The organism is Ruegeria sp. (assembly GCF_965199275.1).
In the GTDB taxonomy this organism is placed as follows: Bacteria; Pseudomonadota; Alphaproteobacteria; order Rhodobacterales; family Rhodobacteraceae; genus Ruegeria.
This window is the reverse complement of record NZ_CBDAQX010000015.1, coordinates 158,995-175,198: the sequence shown is the minus strand read 5'-3', so window position 1 is coordinate 175,198 and position 16,204 is coordinate 158,995. Positions and strand designations below refer to the sequence as shown.

15 protein-coding genes and 1 pseudogene are annotated in these 16,204 nt (G+C 57.7%); 11 read left to right on the top strand and 5 right to left on the bottom strand.

Annotated features, from left to right (window positions below; genetic code table 11):
- Positions 1-119: 119 nt before the first annotated feature.
- A complete protein-coding gene (locus ACOERD_RS12095; RefSeq protein ID WP_419739181.1) occupies positions 120-2,303 on the top strand; it encodes an esterase-like activity of phytase family protein in 2,184 nt (727 codons plus the stop codon).
- Between the two features lie 165 nt (positions 2,304-2,468).
- Here ACOERD_RS12095 and ACOERD_RS12090 read toward each other — a convergent pair whose 3' ends face one another.
- Positions 2,469-2,609 carry a hypothetical protein gene (locus ACOERD_RS12090; protein WP_419739180.1) on the bottom strand — a complete coding sequence of 47 codons (141 nt, stop codon included), beginning with the start codon at positions 2,607-2,609 and terminating at the stop codon, positions 2,469-2,471.
- Between the two features lie 378 nt (positions 2,610-2,987).
- On the opposite strand from ACOERD_RS12090, the gene ACOERD_RS12085 reads away from it, so the two are divergent.
- The 8 genes from ACOERD_RS12085 to ACOERD_RS12050 all read left to right on the top strand — a co-directional run bounded on the left by ACOERD_RS12085 (position 2,988) and on the right by ACOERD_RS12050 (position 11,935).
- Positions 2,988-4,091: a GlxA family transcriptional regulator gene (locus ACOERD_RS12085; RefSeq protein ID WP_419739179.1), complete on the top strand. Its 1,104-nt coding sequence runs from the start codon at positions 2,988-2,990 to the stop codon at positions 4,089-4,091.
- Between the two features lie 96 nt (positions 4,092-4,187).
- Positions 4,188-5,327, top strand: coding sequence for a ring-hydroxylating oxygenase subunit alpha (locus tag ACOERD_RS12080; protein WP_170555959.1), 1,140 nt, complete (start codon positions 4,188-4,190; stop codon positions 5,325-5,327).
- Positions 5,328-5,423: 96 nt separating this feature from the next.
- Positions 5,424-6,956, top strand: coding sequence for a choline-sulfatase (gene betC / locus ACOERD_RS12075; RefSeq protein WP_419739178.1), 1,533 nt, complete (start codon positions 5,424-5,426; stop codon positions 6,954-6,956).
- 1 nt (position 6,957) lies between these two features.
- A complete protein-coding gene (locus ACOERD_RS12070) occupies positions 6,958-7,752 on the top strand; it encodes an SDR family NAD(P)-dependent oxidoreductase (protein WP_419739177.1) in 795 nt (264 codons plus the stop codon).
- A gap of 154 nt (positions 7,753-7,906) precedes the next feature.
- A complete protein-coding gene (locus tag ACOERD_RS12065) occupies positions 7,907-8,836 on the top strand; it encodes a 3-keto-5-aminohexanoate cleavage protein (RefSeq protein WP_419739176.1) in 930 nt (309 codons plus the stop codon).
- Between the two features lie 12 nt (positions 8,837-8,848).
- Positions 8,849-10,270: an aminobutyraldehyde dehydrogenase gene (locus tag ACOERD_RS12060; RefSeq protein ID WP_419739175.1), complete on the top strand. Its 1,422-nt coding sequence runs from the start codon at positions 8,849-8,851 to the stop codon at positions 10,268-10,270.
- Positions 10,263-11,009: an SDR family NAD(P)-dependent oxidoreductase gene (locus ACOERD_RS12055; RefSeq protein WP_419739174.1), complete on the top strand. Its 747-nt coding sequence runs from the start codon at positions 10,263-10,265 to the stop codon at positions 11,007-11,009. Before ACOERD_RS12060 ends, ACOERD_RS12055 begins: the two co-directional genes overlap by 8 nt.
- Positions 11,009-11,935, top strand: a complete 927-nt coding sequence (locus tag ACOERD_RS12050; protein WP_419739173.1) for a 3-hydroxyacyl-CoA dehydrogenase NAD-binding domain-containing protein — start codon at positions 11,009-11,011, stop codon at positions 11,933-11,935. Before ACOERD_RS12055 ends, ACOERD_RS12050 begins: the two co-directional genes overlap by 1 nt.
- Positions 11,936-12,054: 119 nt before the next feature.
- Here ACOERD_RS12050 and ACOERD_RS12045 read toward each other — a convergent pair whose 3' ends face one another.
- Positions 12,055-12,243: a hypothetical protein gene (locus tag ACOERD_RS12045; protein ID WP_419739172.1), complete on the bottom strand. Its 189-nt coding sequence runs from the start codon at positions 12,241-12,243 to the stop codon at positions 12,055-12,057.
- A gap of 200 nt (positions 12,244-12,443) precedes the next feature.
- On the opposite strand from ACOERD_RS12045, the gene ACOERD_RS12040 reads away from it, so the two are divergent.
- Entirely contained in the window at positions 12,444-12,680 is a 237-nt protein-coding gene (locus tag ACOERD_RS12040) for an oxidoreductase C-terminal domain-containing protein (RefSeq protein ID WP_419739171.1), read from the top strand.
- 122 nt (positions 12,681-12,802) lie between these two features.
- Here the strand turns inward: ACOERD_RS12040 and ACOERD_RS12035 are convergent, their stop codons facing one another.
- Positions 12,803-13,984 carry an ISNCY family transposase gene (locus tag ACOERD_RS12035; protein WP_419739170.1) on the bottom strand — a complete coding sequence of 394 codons (1,182 nt, stop codon included), beginning with the start codon at positions 13,982-13,984 and terminating at the stop codon, positions 12,803-12,805.
- A 44-nt stretch (positions 13,985-14,028) separates the two neighbouring features.
- Positions 14,029-15,222, bottom strand: coding sequence for an ISNCY family transposase (locus tag ACOERD_RS12030; RefSeq protein WP_419739169.1), 1,194 nt, complete (start codon positions 15,220-15,222; stop codon positions 14,029-14,031).
- 100 nt (positions 15,223-15,322) lie between these two features.
- On the opposite strand from ACOERD_RS12030, the pseudogene ACOERD_RS12025 reads away from it, so the two are divergent.
- Positions 15,323-15,436: pseudogene (locus tag ACOERD_RS12025) on the top strand (glycine betaine/L-proline ABC transporter ATP-binding protein); the annotation flags it as partial.
- Between the two features lie 367 nt (positions 15,437-15,803).
- On the opposite strand, the gene ACOERD_RS12020 reads toward ACOERD_RS12025, so the two are convergent.
- Positions 15,804-16,091: a helix-turn-helix domain-containing protein gene (locus ACOERD_RS12020; protein ID WP_419739168.1), complete on the bottom strand. Its 288-nt coding sequence runs from the start codon at positions 16,089-16,091 to the stop codon at positions 15,804-15,806.
- Positions 16,092-16,204 lie beyond the last annotated feature (113 nt).

Sequence of the window (16,204 nt, the reverse complement as noted above, 5' to 3'; positions counted from 1 at the left end):
TGAATACAATGCGAACTTCACTTTTTTGCGTTTGTCACCAAACTGAATCCAAACCGTCACAAAACCGCAATGACCCGGGTTCATCCCCTTCTCATCCAAGTGAGAGAGGATACCACCTGATGTCGTTGCGCTTTGTCTGCCTGACATCTGCCCTTGGCCTGACCGCCGGCCAGGCTTCGGCAGAAATGAATTTCAACCGAATTGCTTCTTTTCCCGTCGTTAAGAATATGGCCGAGGGAACTGATGCCGAACGTGAGACCTCACCCGAGATCATCGCTGCGACTGCAGACGGGATGACGTTGGTCTATACAGACAGCCCGTTGGGTGTAGTCGGCATGGTCGACATCACCGAACCAGCGAACCCGGCACCTCTGGGCGCGATGGAAATAGGCGGCGAGCCGACGTCAGTTGGGATCGTTGGTGCAAAGGCTTTTGTGGGCGTGAACACTTCGGAAAGCTACACCGCCCCGTCGGGCAAACTGATCTCGGTCGACATCGAAGGCAAGGCGGAAACCGGCGCCTGTGATTTGGGCGGTCAACCCGACAGCGTTGCGATTGCCCCAGATGGCAGCTTTGTCGCCGTGGCGATCGAAAACGAACGCGACGAAGACCTGAACGACGGCATCATCCCGCAACTCCCTGCCGGATCGCTGGCACTGGTGCCGCTGAAAGATGGCGCGCTGGATTGCTCTGGCATGAAGATGGCCTCGCTGATTGGTCTGGCCGAAGTTGCCCCAACTGATCCCGAGCCGGAATTCGTTGACATCAATGGTCTGGGCGAAACCGTCATCACCCTGCAGGAAAACAACCACATCGCGGTTGTTGACAAGGACGGGAACGTAGTCAGCCATTTCTCGGCTGGCGCGGTTGATCTGGAAGGCATTGACGCCACGGATGAGCGCGGCGCGCTGATCTTCACCGAAAGCCAAGAGGGTCGCCTGCGCGAGCCTGATGCGGTGAAGTGGATCGACGACAACCATTTCGCCACCGCCAACGAAGGTGATTACAAAGGCGGCTCGCGCGGCTGGACGATCTTCCACAAGGACGGCACCGTTGTTTACGAGAACGGCACCGATTTCGAGAAAGCCATCATCCAGATCGGGCACTATCCCGACAAACGCTCAGACGCAAAAGGTGTAGAACCAGAAAGCGTAACTGCAGCGACCTTTGGTGGTACGCCGATGATCTTTGTGGGCGCCGAACGCGCCTCGGTTGTGGGTGTTTACGACGCCACCGATCCGGCCAACCCGGTTCTGAAACAGCTGCTGCCCTCGGGCGTCGGGCCGGAAGGTTATGTGGCGATCCCCGAGCGGAACCTGCTGATCGCGGCCAATGAAAAAGACCTGATCGAAGATGGCGGCCCGCGTGCCCATGTGTCGATCTTTGAGTATCAGGATGCCCCCGCCACTTATCCGCATCTGACCTCGGAAGGCGCGGATGAGCTGATCGGATGGGGTGCCCTGTCCGGTCTGGTCGCAGATGAGGATGGCATGATCTACGCGGTCAATGACAGCTTCTACGGCTTCCAGCCTTCGATCTTCAAAATCGACCCCAGCCAGACCCCGGCCCGCATCGTGGACGTCATCCGCATCCACCGTCAGGACGGCAACCCGGCGCAAAAGCTGGATCTGGAAGGTATCACGCTGGATGGCAAGGGTGGCTTCTATGTCGCCTCTGAAGGCCGAACCGACCGCGTCATCCCCCACGCGATCTACCATGTCTCGGCCGAAGGCAAGATCAAGGACCGCAAGGGTGAGATCGGCCTGCCGCCGGAACTGATGGCCGTCGAAAAACGCTTCGGGTTCGAAGGCATAACCAAGGTTGGAGACACCCTGTGGATGGCAGTTCAGCGCGAATGGAAGGACGACTCCAAAAACCACGTGAAACTTGTCGCCTATAACCTTGAAACCAAGGAGTGGGGCGCAGTGCACTATCCCAAAGCTGACCCGGAAACTGGTTGGGTAGGTCTGTCGGAGATCACCGCATTCGGTGACCATGTTTATGTCATCGAACGCGACAACCAGCACGACCACCGTGCAGTCACCAAGAAAATATACCGCATCCCGCTGTCTGAAATGACCCCGGCCCCGCTGGGTGGTGAGCTGCCCGTGGTCAGTAAGGAAGAGGTCCGTGACTTGCTGCCCGACCTGACTTCGACTGGTGGCTACGTACTGGACAAGATCGAAGGTCTGGCCATCCTGCCTTCGGCCGAGGCATTCGTTATGACCGACAATGACGGCGTCGATGATGCCTCGGGCGAGACGATGTTCTGGTCGATCGGCTCGGTTTCGGCTGGGAACTAGACTAAACATCAGAAATCAAAAGGCCCCGCGCGGAGATTGCGCGGGGCTTTTGCATTCAAAGCCAGTTTTGATCCCTTTGGCCGTATCGTTTCTCATGAACTCTTACATGCAGCCTGATTGGAAAGTTGTTTTCGTCTGTCGCTTTCTTCGGGGATCTACTTCGAGTTACCACCACGCCTCGACAAAGTTGAAGAACTCCGACCTGTCATCATCGCGGCCAAAAGGGGTGATCTTGTGGTAGCGCATCCTGCCATCCCATTCGGTGCCGAACCACTTCGCATTGTGGTGGTTAATCTCACGGGCCATCAATTGTACTTGGCTCTCATACGCTAGAAAAACCGGCGACCTAGCATGTCATCTCAGGTCTGCCGAGTCGTTCGCACATGTGTGTACTTTCGCGAAGTTTGCGAAATTTTGATGGATGACAACGTTAGCAAAATCGCTGCCCGGTGCGTTAATGCTCAAAGACTAACAATGATGTCGTGAAAATTCGATAGAAGGATCGATTCACTACTCTCTGCGCTGAGTCTGAACAGACCCTTTGAGCCCCAACCAGCCTGTGCCGATTTGAGAAAAGCGGCCTTTCAGATCGCTGGCACCTAGGCAGAAATACTTCTTGTCCGACTGAGCCGAATGCGAATTCGACCAACAGGCATTCTTTAAACCTCGACTAACAGACGAAACATGTTGGTCCTGATCGAAAATGATAGTATTGACCAATCCCGACGCCAATTTAACCTAGATGGCCTTATGGCGTCTCAACCAAACAACATTCTGACACTTCTTGTCCTTGTAACGCCAAACTTCAACATGGCGGCGACAGTGGGTTTCATCGACCCGTTTCGCGCCGCAAACTATCTCGAAGGCAAGGCACGTTTTCATTGGCAGATCGCATCCCTGCACGGTGGTCCTTGCACTGCAAGCAACGGGATGACCATTGATACGATTGCACTGGCCGAGGTTCAGGAAGGGCGCAAGGATTTCGTGATCGTCTCGTCTAGTTGGGCGCCGGAAGCCTACAACTCGACCCCGCTTCATACGTCGCTATGGCGTTGGGCCGGTCAAGGGAGCACGCTGGGCGGGCTGGACACCGGGGCTTTCATCCTCGCCGAAGCTGGTTTGCTCAAGGGGCGTCGGGCCACGGTGCACTATGAGCATATCGACGCGATGAAAGAGCTCTATCCCAATGTCGAGGTCAGTGAGGAGTTGTTCGTATTCGACAAGGCCCGCATCACCTGTTGCGGCGGCGCGGCAGCCTTGGATTTTGCCTTGCATATCATCAAGGGCACAAAGGGCGACGCTCTAGCCAATGCGGCAGCACGATACGTTTTTCACCAGACCGTGCGCCCCCAAGGCGCTATGCAAAGTCCGGGACTGGCCGAGCCGATGGGTCAACTGGCCCCCACAGCGGTCAAACGGGCGATAGCGTTGATGGAGCAGAACCTGGAAACACCGCTAAGCATTCCCGAGATATGTGATTCCATAAACCTGTCACAACGCCAGTTGAATCGGCTGTTCGCGCGGCACGTCAAGAAAACTCCAACCATGTATTATCGTGACATCCGGCTGGACCGTGCACGCGGGCTGGTGACACAGACAGATATGTCTTTGCTTGAGGTTTCGGTGGCCTCGGGTTTTGCCAGCCAGGTTCATTTCAGCCGCGCATACCGCGAACGGTTTGGGCTGTCACCGCGCAATGATCGGGTGGAAGGCCGCGTTCCTTTTGAATTTCGAGCTTGGCCCATGCACCGCAAGACCGATAGGCGGGTGGCGAATAAAGTTAAGTAGACGGCGATCTGTGCACATTGGTCATGTGTGAGAGACGCGATCCTATACCTCTGACCGAGTCACTCGGCAGGGTTTTGTTCACAGGAGACGCCCGCAATGACTGAACAGCCAACGTCCCAGCAATTCGCGGATATTTCCAAGGGCTATCACGAAAACCCATCCAGTTCGTTTTCGCTGCGGGCCGAGGCCTATACGGATCCAGCCTGGCATGCTGTGGACTTGCGCGAGATCATCGCCAAGACGTGGCAATGGGTCTGCCATGTCGAAAAGCTGCGCAAACCAGGCAGCTTTGTCACGATCGAGATCGCTGGTCAGCCGGTAGCTGTGGTACGTGATCGGGAAGGCGTTCTGCGTGCGTTCTACAATGTCTGCAAACACCGCGCCCATCAGCTTTTGTCGGGCGAAGGTAATACGACCCGCATCATGTGCCCTTATCACGCCTGGGTTTACAAGTTGGATGGACAGCTGGTGCGTGCCCCGCATACCGAGAATCTGAATGGATTCGAGCCCAAAGAGATTTGTCTGGATGAGGTGCAGGTAGAGGAATTTTGTGGGTTTGTTTTTGTAAACCTTGATCGAGAGGCCTCACCCCTGTCGGAGCTGTCCGGCGATCTGGAAACCGAAATCCGCCACTGGGCGCCGGATATCGAAGAGCTGACATTTGCTCATCGACTGACCTATGACATCAAGTCCAACTGGAAGAACGTGGTCGACAATTTCCTGGAGTGCTACCACTGTCCGACCGCCCACAAGGATTTTTGCGAACTTGTCGATATGGACACCTACAAGGTGACCACGCACGGCATCTATTCCAGTCACATGGCCGACGCGGGCAACACGACCAACAGCGCTTATGACGTGTCGAATGCCACGGTGAAAACCCATGCCGTTTGGTGGCTATGGCCCAACACCTGCATCATGCGGTATCCGGGTCGGTCGTCGATGATCATCCTCAACATCATCCCTGCAGGCCCCGACCGGACGCTGGAAACCTATGACTTCTTCCTTGAGACCAAGGAGCCCAACGAGGCCGAGGTCGAAACGATCCGCTATCTGGACGAAGTGCTACAGGTTGAAGACATCAACATCGTTGAAAGCGTGCAGAAAGGGATGAACACTCCAGCCTTCGACGCGGGCCGCATCGTGAACGACCCTGATGGCTCGGGCATGTCGGAACATGCGGTGCACCATTTCCACGGTCTTGTTTTGGACGCATACAAAAGGGCCGCCAGGTGAGTCAGTTTTCCAAAAGAATGCAGTTCCAACCTCCTCCTCGCCCGTGACTGAACGCGCGCAGTCACCGCATATTGGCAGGCAGGGAGGAACAGCATCATGCCAAGAATACCAAATATCGTCGTCGTTATGGCCGACCAATTGGCACCGCAATTTTGCGGGGCCTATGGCCACCCGGTCGCCAAGACACCGCATATCGATGCGCTGGCCGCGCGCGGGATGCGGTTTGATGAGGCCTATTGCAACTCACCACTTTGCGCACCTTCCCGGTTCGCCTTCATGTCCGGCCAGTTGATCAGCCGCATCGCCGCCTACGACAATGCCTCCGAATTCCGCGCCAGCGTGCCAACATTCGCGCATTACCTGAAAACGTTGGGCTATCACACCTGCCTGTCGGGCAAGATGCACTTTGTAGGTCCCGACCAGAAACACGGGTTTCAGGACCGGGTGACCACCGACATATACCCGTCCGATTTCGCCTGGACGCCCGATTGGGAGGCCCATGATGAACGCATCGACAAGTGGTACCACAACATGCAGACGGTCAAGGAGAGCGGCGTGGCCGTCGCCACCTTCCAGACCGACTATGACGACGAGGTCGGCTTTGCCGCGCGCCGTTGGCTGATAGATCGTGGGCGCGATCGGGCGCACGGATCGGAAGCGCCTTTCTGTATGGTCGCCAGTTTCATTCACCCACATGATCCCTATGTTGCGCAGCCGGAGTGGTGGGATCTCTATGACGATGATGACATAGATGTGCCCGAGTTCACGTTGTCACCTGAAGACCAAGACCCGTTCTCGCGCCGTGTCATGGATGGGATCGAAGCCAGCTATGTACCTCTGACAGACGAAGAAGTCCGGCGCGCGCGCCGTGCCTATCTGGCCAATGTCAGCTTCTTCGACAGTCAGGTAGGCAAGATCGTCAAGACTCTCAAAGACATTGGCGAGCTGGACAACACCATCGTCATTGTCACTGCAGATCACGGCGACATGCTGGGTGAGCGCGGCCTGTGGTACAAGATGAACTTCTTCGAACACTCGGCTCGCGTGCCCTTGATCATGGCCGGGCCGGGGGTGGCCAAAGGCCGCGCGCCCAATGCCTGTTCGCTACTGGATCTGTTGCCCACCTTTGTTGATATCGGAGGCGGCACCCCGGACATGTTTGGCGAAACGGTCGACGGCCGATCACTAATGCCACTGGCGCGCGGTGAAGCCGACCCGGTGGACGAGGCGATCGGTGAATACTGCGCCGAAATGACCCCCTGGCCGGTCTTCATGATCCGACGCGGGCCACTGAAATACATCCATTGCGACATCGATCCACCACAGCTTTATGACCTGTCGGTTGACCCGTTGGAGAAGGTGAATGTCGCTGCTGATCCAGCCTATGCCGAAGCCGCTGCAGGCTTTGCCGCCGAAGTCAGAGCCCGCTGGAACAGCGACCAGCTGCGCACAGATGTGATCGCTACGCAGAAATCCCGCCGCGCGCTTCATGCGGCGATGGAAGCCGATGCTGGTGAGCATTGGGACTACAACCCACCCTCTGATGCCAGCCAGCAATATGTGCGCAATCATATGGATTGGACCGAAGCCGCAGGCCGTTATCGGTTCCCGCCACAAAAGGACGACTGATATGAAACTACAGGGAAAAATCGCCCTCGTAACTGGTGGTCGTGGAGGGATTGGTCGGGCCATCGTCGCGCGCTTTCTGCGCGAAGGTGCTATTGTCTATACCGCCGATCTGACACCACAAGGATCATTGACCAAACATGACGATGATGGCAGCCGCTTTGTTGCGATGAACGTGGCAGACGAGGCTGCGGTAAAAGCTGCGATGGCGAGGATCGAGGCTGACGGAGGCAAGCTCGATATTCTGGTGAACGCCGCCGGGATTGAGATCGAGAAGACCATCGAAGACACCACGCTTGAGGAATGGAACCAGAGCTTCGCTGTAAACTGCACCGGAACCTTCCTGACATCGAAATACGCCTTGCCCCTGATGCGCGCGGCGGCGAAAACCGGCGTTTCGGCCAGCATCATCAATTTTGGTAGCTACGACGGGTTCATCGCCGATCCCGGCCTTGCGGCTTATTGTGCCACCAAGGGCGCGGTGCATGCGCTGACCCGCGCCATGGCTTGTGACCACGGCCCTGAGGGCATCCGCGTAAACGCGATCTGCCCGGGCTATATCGACACACCAATGCTGCAAAGTTTCTTTACCGGCGACGGGTCCGGCGGCGGAGGCAAATCGATTGACGAGCTGCAACAGGCTGTGCGCGACGTACACCCGATGCGCACCTATGGCACACCCGAGGATATCGCGAACCTTGTCAACTGGCTCGCCTCGGACGAGGCCCGCTATGCGAGCGGTCAACTTTGGGTTCTGGACGGCGGACTGTCTGCGCAAGTCCAGCAGATGAGACTGTGATGTCAGAAGCGCTGCGCTCTCAAGAGCCGGAGGTCGCTGCTGGGATGCCTCTGTTCGCGTTTGGAGAGATGGCTTGGCGAAAGCCGATCTGGGGCATGCCAGAGAACCGACGCCACCTCTTCGTCGTCTCTAAGACCTTCGAGGAGCCAACCACATGACTAAGCCCGTCATCATCACCTGCGCCCCCACAGGCGGCATTCACACCCCCACCATGTCGGAGCACCTGCCGATCACTCCGAGCGAGATCGCAACCGCCAGCATCGAGGCCGCCGAGGCCGGCGCCTCGATCATCCACCTGCATGCGCGCGACCCGGAAACCGGCAAGCCCGACCCGAACCCCGACCTGTTCATGGAATTCCTGCCGCGCATCAAGCAGGCGACAGATGCGGTCATGAATGTCTCCACGGGCGGTGGGTTGGGCATGTCTCACGAAGAACGCCTGCGCGCCGCAACGGTCGCCAGCCCGGAAATGGCAAGCATGAATATCGGGTCGATGAACTTCGGTATCTTCCCGATGAAAGACAAGTATTCGAACTGGAAGCACGATTGGGAACCCGAATTCCTGGACATGACCCGCGATTTCATCTTCCGCAACACCTTCGCGGATATCGAATACTGCCTCAAGGAACTCGGTCAGAGGCACGGTACGCGTTTCGAGTTCGAATGTTATGACCTTGGCCACCTTTATAACCTGGCGTGGATCATTGATCAGGGTTGGATCGAGGGGCCGATTTTCGTGCAGATGGTATTTGGCATCTTGGGCGGGGTTGGGGCCGATCTGGACAACCTGATGCACATGCACACCATTGCCAACAAACTGTTTGGCGATGACTATGAATGGTCGGTTCTGGCCGCTGGTCGCCACCAGATGCCGTTCACCACGCAAAGCGCTTTGCTGGGGGGGAACGTGCGGGTGGGTATGGAAGACAGCCTATACATCGGACCCGGAGAGAAAGCTGTGTCCAGCGCCCAGCAGGTTCGCAAAATTCGGGAAATCGTCGAAAATTTGGGGCTTCAGGTTGCCACCCCCGCCGAGGCGCGCGCGCGTCTGGGTCTGAAAGGCGGCGATCAGGTCGCATTCTAAGGAGGGGAGCACATGCAGACAAAGATGTTGATCAATGGCGAGCTTGTTGAAGGAGGCGGGGCAGCGATCCCTGTCCTGAACCCGGCAACCGGAGAAGAGATTTGCACCATCAATGCCGCGACCTCGGAACAAGCAGACGCCGCGGCCGCCGGTGCGCATGAGGCGTTTGACACGTTCGGGCAGACCAGCCCGGCGGAACGGTCGCAACTGCTGACAAATATCGCCGATGTCCTCCAAGCCAATATCGAGGAGTTGGCCGAGTTGGAAAGTCTGGACGCAGGCAAGCCCTGGCCCTCGGCGCTGAACGATGAAACCCCACTGACGCTGGACACCTTCCGCTTTTTCGCCGGTGCCGCGCGCACTATGACCGGGGTGACGGCGGGCGAATACGTAGCTGGTCACACTAGCATGATCCGCAAAGATCCGGTTGGACCGGTGGCGGCGATTGCCCCATGGAACTACCCTTTGATGATGGCCGCCTGGAAGCTGGCTGCGCCATTGGCGGCGGGCTGTCCCGTGACGCTGAAACCCTCTCAGCTCACGCCACTTTCCACATTGAAGGCCGCCGAGCTGATTGCAGACATCGCCCCCAAAGGCGTCGTGAACGTTCTACACGGTTCGGGCCGCGAGATCGGCAGCCAGATGATCAACGACCCGCGCACCGAGGCGATTTCGATCACCGGGTCCAATGCGACCGGGGTCGAGGCGATGAAAGCGGCCTCTCGTCAGATTCGCCACGTGCATTTGGAGCTGGGCGGCAAGGCCCCCGTGATCGTCTTTGACGACGCCGATATCGACGCGGTGGCGGAAACCGTTCGCTATGGCTCGTTCTTCAACGCCGGTCAGGATTGCGCGCAACCCTGCCGCCTGCTGGTGCAGGATGCAGTCTATGACAAGGTGGTCGCCGCTGTGCTCGATCAGATTGGGCAGATCAAGGTTGGGGCGCAAAAGGCTGAGGGCACGGAAATGGGCCCGATCATCTCGGCCGGACAACGCGACACCGTGGCCGGTTTTGTCGACCGCGCGCGGGATACTTGCGAGGTTGTCGCCGGTGGTAGGATGATCGACGGCCCAGGCTTCTTCTATGAACCCACAGTGCTCGCGAATGTGCCCTATGATGCGGAAGTGTTCTGCAACGAGATCTTCGGCCCCGTCGTTACGATCTCGCGGTTCAGCGACGAGGACGAAGCGCTGCGGGTTGCCAATGCCGGGCCGTTCGGGCTGGCTTCGTCGGTTTGGACCAACAATACCGGGCGGGTGATGCGGATGTCGGCGAAACTGCGTTACGGATTTACCTGGGTAAATATCCACGGCGTCGCTACCCCGGAGATGCCCTGGGCAGCGATGAAATCTTCGGGAACAGGCTGTGATATGAGCGTCTTTGCACTCGATGCCTACACCGCCGTCAGACATGTGATGATCGCCCATGGATAATTGCGCGATTATCACCGGCGGAAGCCGGGGGATTGGCCGGGCTATTGTGGACCGGCTGTTGGCAGACGGTTTTGATGTTGTCACATGCGGACGCGGTGCCCGGCCTGAGGACATGCCGGAAGCGGTAGTTTGGGTCATGGCGGATGTGTCGAAAACCGGCGATGCGGCGATGCTGATCAAAGCCGCAAACAACGCATTCGGTCGCGTCACCTTGTTGGTCAACAACGCCGGCGTTCAGGTCGAAAAAACCGTGGCCGACAGCGATGATGACGATTGGGATCTGGTGATGAACGTGAACTGCAAAGGCGTGTTCAACATGTGCCGCTTGGCCTTGTTGGATATGGCCGAACATGGCGGCAACATCATCAATATTGGGTCAATCTCCGGCATGGTCGCGGACCCAAGCATGGCGCTTTACAATGCGTCCAAGGCATTTGTTCACGGGCTGACCCGCTCGATTGCCGTTGATCACGGGCCCAAAGTACGCTGCAACGCGATCCGCCCGGGCTGGATCATGACGGAGATGGCCGAGGACGGGTTTGCCCTGGCAAAAGACCCTGAGAAAGCCATAGCCGACGCATTGGCCCGCCACCCGGTGGGCCGGTTCGGGGAACCCGCCGACATTGCCAACATGGTAAGTTGGCTGGCCTCGGATCAGGCGGCTTACGTGTCTGGTGAATGTTTCACGGTCGATGGCGGCATGACTGCTGCCTCGCCCCTTAACCCGGGATTGTTCTGATGGAATTTGCACATACGGCCTGCCTTGGTGGTGGTGTCATCGGGGCCAGCTGGGCGGCGCTTTTCTTGGCTTCTGGACGTTCGGTTGCGGTGTTCGATCCGGCGTCGGAGGTGGAAAAGCATGTGCGCGACTATGTCGAGATGGCCTGGCCAACCCTGACCGAGCTGGGACTGACCGACAACGGCGCCCCTGACGCGATCAGCTTTCACGACAGTGCCGTCAAGGCGGTCGCCGGAGCCGCGTTCGTCCAAGAAAACGTGCCTGAACGCCTGCCCATCAAACACGCTACCTTTGCCGAGATCGAGCCAGTTCTGGACCCGCAGGCCATTGTCGCCAGTTCGGCCTCGGGCCTGATGCTGAGCCAGATGCAAGGAGGCTGGAAAGACCCCGCTCGCTTCGTGCTGGGGCACCCGTTCAATCCGCCCCACCTGATCCCGTTGGTGGAAATCCTGGGCAATGACCTGACCGACCCGGCGGCAGTGGACGGGGCCGAACGGTTTTACGAAGCAGTGGGAAAGGTTACCATCCGGGTGAACAAGGAAAAGAACGGCCACGTCGCGAACCGCCTGCAAGCCGCAATATGGCGTGAGGCGATTTCACTGGTGGTCGAAGGCGTGGCGAGCGTCGAGGACGTGGACAAGGCAGTCTGGGCAGGACCCGGCCTGCGTTGGGCCGCGATGGGGCCAACCATGCTTTTCAACCTGGGCGCGGGCGTAGGCGGGCTTCAGGCGTTTTGCGACCATTTCACCGACACTTTCAACAGCTGGTGGGATGATCTGGGACAGGTGCGTCTGGATGAGGATGTTTCGCGCACCTTGACCGAAGGCGTGCGCGACGAGGCACGCGGGCAAAGCCCCGCCGAGCTGTCAGCGAAACGCGACGCGTTGATCCTGGCGATGCAGAAAGCCACTGCAGGTTTGCGTTAGGCGATGATGTACGTTGTTGTAATTGGCGCCAGGCAGGCCAGGTTTTCGGTCTGTGCTGACCTGCGCGATCGCGGGCATGAGGAGCCGATCACACTGGTCAGAGAGGAGCACGCGCTGCCCTATCGACGCCCTCCGCTGTCAAGGTGCTTCTTCTGGGCGGGTTGGCGTACGCGCGTTTGCTTCTGCGGTCTGAAGCGTATTGCGGTGAGAATGACATCACCCTGCGTACAGGCTGCCGTGTCGTGGAAATAGACCGGGTCAACAATCAGGTGCGCACCGAAACAGACGGCTCCGTCTTCGATGATCATCTGGTGCTGCCAACTGGTTCACGCCCACCGCGCTTGCCAGATGCCTTACGGGGAGCCTGAAAAGCGAGTTGACCAAGCGCGATCTGGCAGATGCCGGGGCGTTCGCGTTCCAGGCGTAGTTGGGGAGCAATGCGCTGGTGGTCGGTCGGGGCTAATTGGGGCTTCAAGCCGCAGGGGTGCAGGTCAAGCTGGGCCTGCCCATGACCTTGTTGGAAGCGGCGGTTCGCACCTTGTCGCAGGCGACCTCGGTCCATTTCCGCGCGTTGCATCTGGCAATTCAACACTATTTGGCCGAAGCAACGATTCTCGGGCGCCGCGCATCCCATAACGCCAAGCTATGGTTCTGGTCGGGTCAGAATGCCACCAAGCTCCAAATCGTGGGCTTGTCGATGGGCCACCACGAGGTCGTGCACCGGGCTGTGTCGAGAACATTCTGAATTGTCCGGTGTAGGTAACATGCCAATTGTCCGCTTCAGTTGATTGCGCGGTGGCCCAATTCGGAGGGAGCCGTAGGCGACCGTAGATTTGGGCCACCGCGTTCGCGCCACGTCGAAGCGGGTCACGCGACTTTGTGTTTGCTATCCTCCTGTGTGATGGGTGATCCGTCAGGCTGGTAGCGGCCAATGCATCTCGGGCCGTGGAAGATGACCAGTTGACCATCGGGGTATTCGTGGACCCTGACCTTCGCCTTGACGAAATGATGACGGTGCCTGTCTGCCGCGATCTGCATGACCAGGCCCTTGTAGCGCACCGTATTGTCGTTGCCGACGACGCGGTCTTCCTGCACACACAGGGTGTCGCGCACATTGCCTGTAAACGGCACGAAGGCCGAGGTCGTATCCTCCGGCTCCTTTGCAAACAGGGCATTGTGTTCGGGAAGATAGACCTCTTTCAGGAACTGATTGGCCTCTTCAATGGTTGTGATCCCATGGGACCGCAGTTCCTGCGGCAATCGGTTCTGGAACGTGCCAAACATGCGTTCAGACCGTCCACGGGCCTGCGGTGAATAGGCCGGGATCAGCTCAATGCCGAGTTGCTGCAAGGCGCGCCCGACCTGGGTCAGATTGTCCTTGTCCACTTTGCCGCCCGCTTCGGGCGTATGCCAGTAATGAGAGCCCCGATCGGCATAGAGCGAGCAAAACAGACCTTGCGCCTCGATCACCTCTGTCAGCCCCTGAAAACTGCTCATCGTCCCTTCTTCCTCGACAAAGAATGCCGAATAAACCCGGTTGGTGGCATCGTCCATGGTGACGATCAGATCCCACCACTGACCCAGAACCCATTCATGGCTGGAGCCGTCCTGATGCAACATCATGCCAACCATCGGACGGCGGGGCCGCTTGCGCCGATGGGCACCTCGTCGGGGTGCTGCCTGAACCCGGCCGTGGCGCTGCAGTGTAAGCCGCACCCAGTTGTAGCTCTGTGTGAAACCATGGTGGGCCACCAGCTTCTCGTGGAAATGCTTCGGCGTGTAATCCCAGTACTTGGTATCAAACAGTTCAAGCATCTCCATGACCTTATCCGTGGCAACACGATTGTTGGCCAGTTTGCCAAGCCGACGGTCGTACAGACCTTCTGCACCATCCGCCTCAAATCGATCCTCCCAACGCCTGACGGTGCGCACGGATACACCCAGTATCTCAGCCGCCTGTTCTTGCGTCAGCTTGTTCGCGCTTCGCCGCGAATACACATCTTCAAACTTCATCAGTCGAACTTCCTGTAACACTTCTGCTCGGTTCATAACGCCTCCTCTCAGAGACAGAATAGAACCGGACAGATCGCATGTTACATACACCGGACATATCGCGTGTTAGCGACATCCTCCTGTGTGATGGGTGATCCGTCAGGCTGGTAGCGGCCAATGCATCTCGGGCCGTGGAAGATGACCAGTTGACCATCGGGGTATTCGTGGACCCTGACCTTCGCCTTGACGAAATGATGACGGTGCCTGTCTGCCGCGATCTGCATGACCAGGCCCTTGTAGCGCACCGTATTGTCGTTGCCGACGACGCGGTCTTCCTGCACACACAGGGTGTCGCGCACATTGCCTGTAAACGGCACGAAGGCCGAGGTCGTATCCTCCGGCTCCCTTGCAAACAGGGCATTGTGTTCGGGAAGATAGACCTCTTTCAGGAACTGATTGGCCTCTTCAATGGTTGTGATCCCATGGGACCGCAGTTCCTGCGGCAATCGGTTCTGGAACGTGCCAAACATGCGTTCAGACCGTCCACGGGCCTGCGGTGAATAGGCCGGGATCAGCTCAATGCCGAGTTGCTGCAAGGCGCGCCCGACCTGGGTCAGATTGTCCTTGTCCACTTTGCCGCCCGCTTCGGGCGTATGCCAGTAATGAGAGCCCCGATCGGCATAGAGCGAGCAAAACAGACCTTGCGCCTCGATCACCTCTGTCAGCCCCTGAAAACTGCTCATCGTCCCTTCTTCCTCGACAAAGAATGCCGAATAAACCCGGTTGGTGGCATCGTCCATGGTGACGATCAGATCCCACCACTGACCCGGAACCCATTCATGGCTGGAGCCGTCCTGATGCAACATCATGCCAACCATCGGACGGCGGGGCCGCTTGCGCCGATGGGCACCTCGTCGGGGTGCTGCCTGAACCCGGCCGTGGCGCTGCAGTGTAAGCCGCACCCAGTTGTAGCTCTGTGTGAAACCATGGTGGGCCACCAGCTTCTCGTGGAAATGCTTCGGCGTGTAATCCCAGTACTTGGTATCAAACAGTTCAAGCATCTCCATGACCTTATCCGTGGCAACACGATTGTTGGCCAGTTTGCCAAGCCGACGGTCGTACAGACCTTCTGCACCATCCGCCTCAAATCGATCCTCCCAACGCCTGACGGTGCGCACGGATACACCCAGTATCTCAGCCGCCTGTTCTTGCGTCAGCTTGTTCGCGCTTCGCCGCGAATACACATCTTCAAACTTCATCAGTCGAACTTCCTGTAACACTTCTGCTCGGTTCATAACGCCTCCTCTCAGAGACAGAATAGAACCGGACAGATCGCATGTTACATACACCGGACATATCGCGTGTTAGCGACAGATCTGCTGTTAGCAGTTGTAAGACGAGTTGCACAAAACCATAATCTTCTTCACCTACGATCGCGATGAAGCGCAAAAACTGAAAGATCACCTTGTGGTTTTGAAAGACGGCGCTGTGGTGCAACAGGGCGAGCCGCCCGTAAGCGCGAAAATTTGGGAGATCAACGTTTTTCGCAGATTCAATGAGGGTTTCGTTTTTCCTTAAATCAAACGACGACAGCTTTTTGGTACTGAATGTGGTACGGCATGAAGTAGCGCGAACTGCCACTTTCCGTCCTTCGCGACGGAAACAACACTTTGCTTCAAAGTCCGCTTTAAGGGCCTCTGGGCTTCACCACAGGCCGCTATGACAGCAGGTTAGAGACAATGCCCTGCGGTTCGTGGGGATCGTCCCAACGGCCGTTTTTGAACACGTCGATTAGTGTAAGCCATGCTCAGCAAAGACCGAAAATTTGTTGCTTGCCCTTTGCAGAGCAATTTTCGCAAAGCGTAGGTTGAAATAGTCACAGATTTGCCCGGCGATCCTGAAGCGGATCGGTTACGAAATTCTTGCGCAGGCTGCGTGTCAGGGTGGTCGAACTCGCAAAACCGCAACGCAAAGCGATTTGATCGAGTGAGAGGTCGCTATGTCTAAGCAACTCGCGGGCGCGGGCCAGGCGAAGCAGCAAGTAGTATCGCCCAGGCGTCGTCTGCAATTCTGCCCAGAACAGACGGCGCAAGGATCGTTCGGATATATGTGCCTGTTCCGCCAGGGCGGGGATAGACTGTGTTGTTTCGAGCGCTTCGGACATGAGCACAACGACACGTTTGAGCTTCGGGGACACCGCTTGCGACAATGCCTGATCGGGATATGAGGCACCGTGCCGTCTGGCGTATCGTGTATGAACATTGCACCGGCATCAAA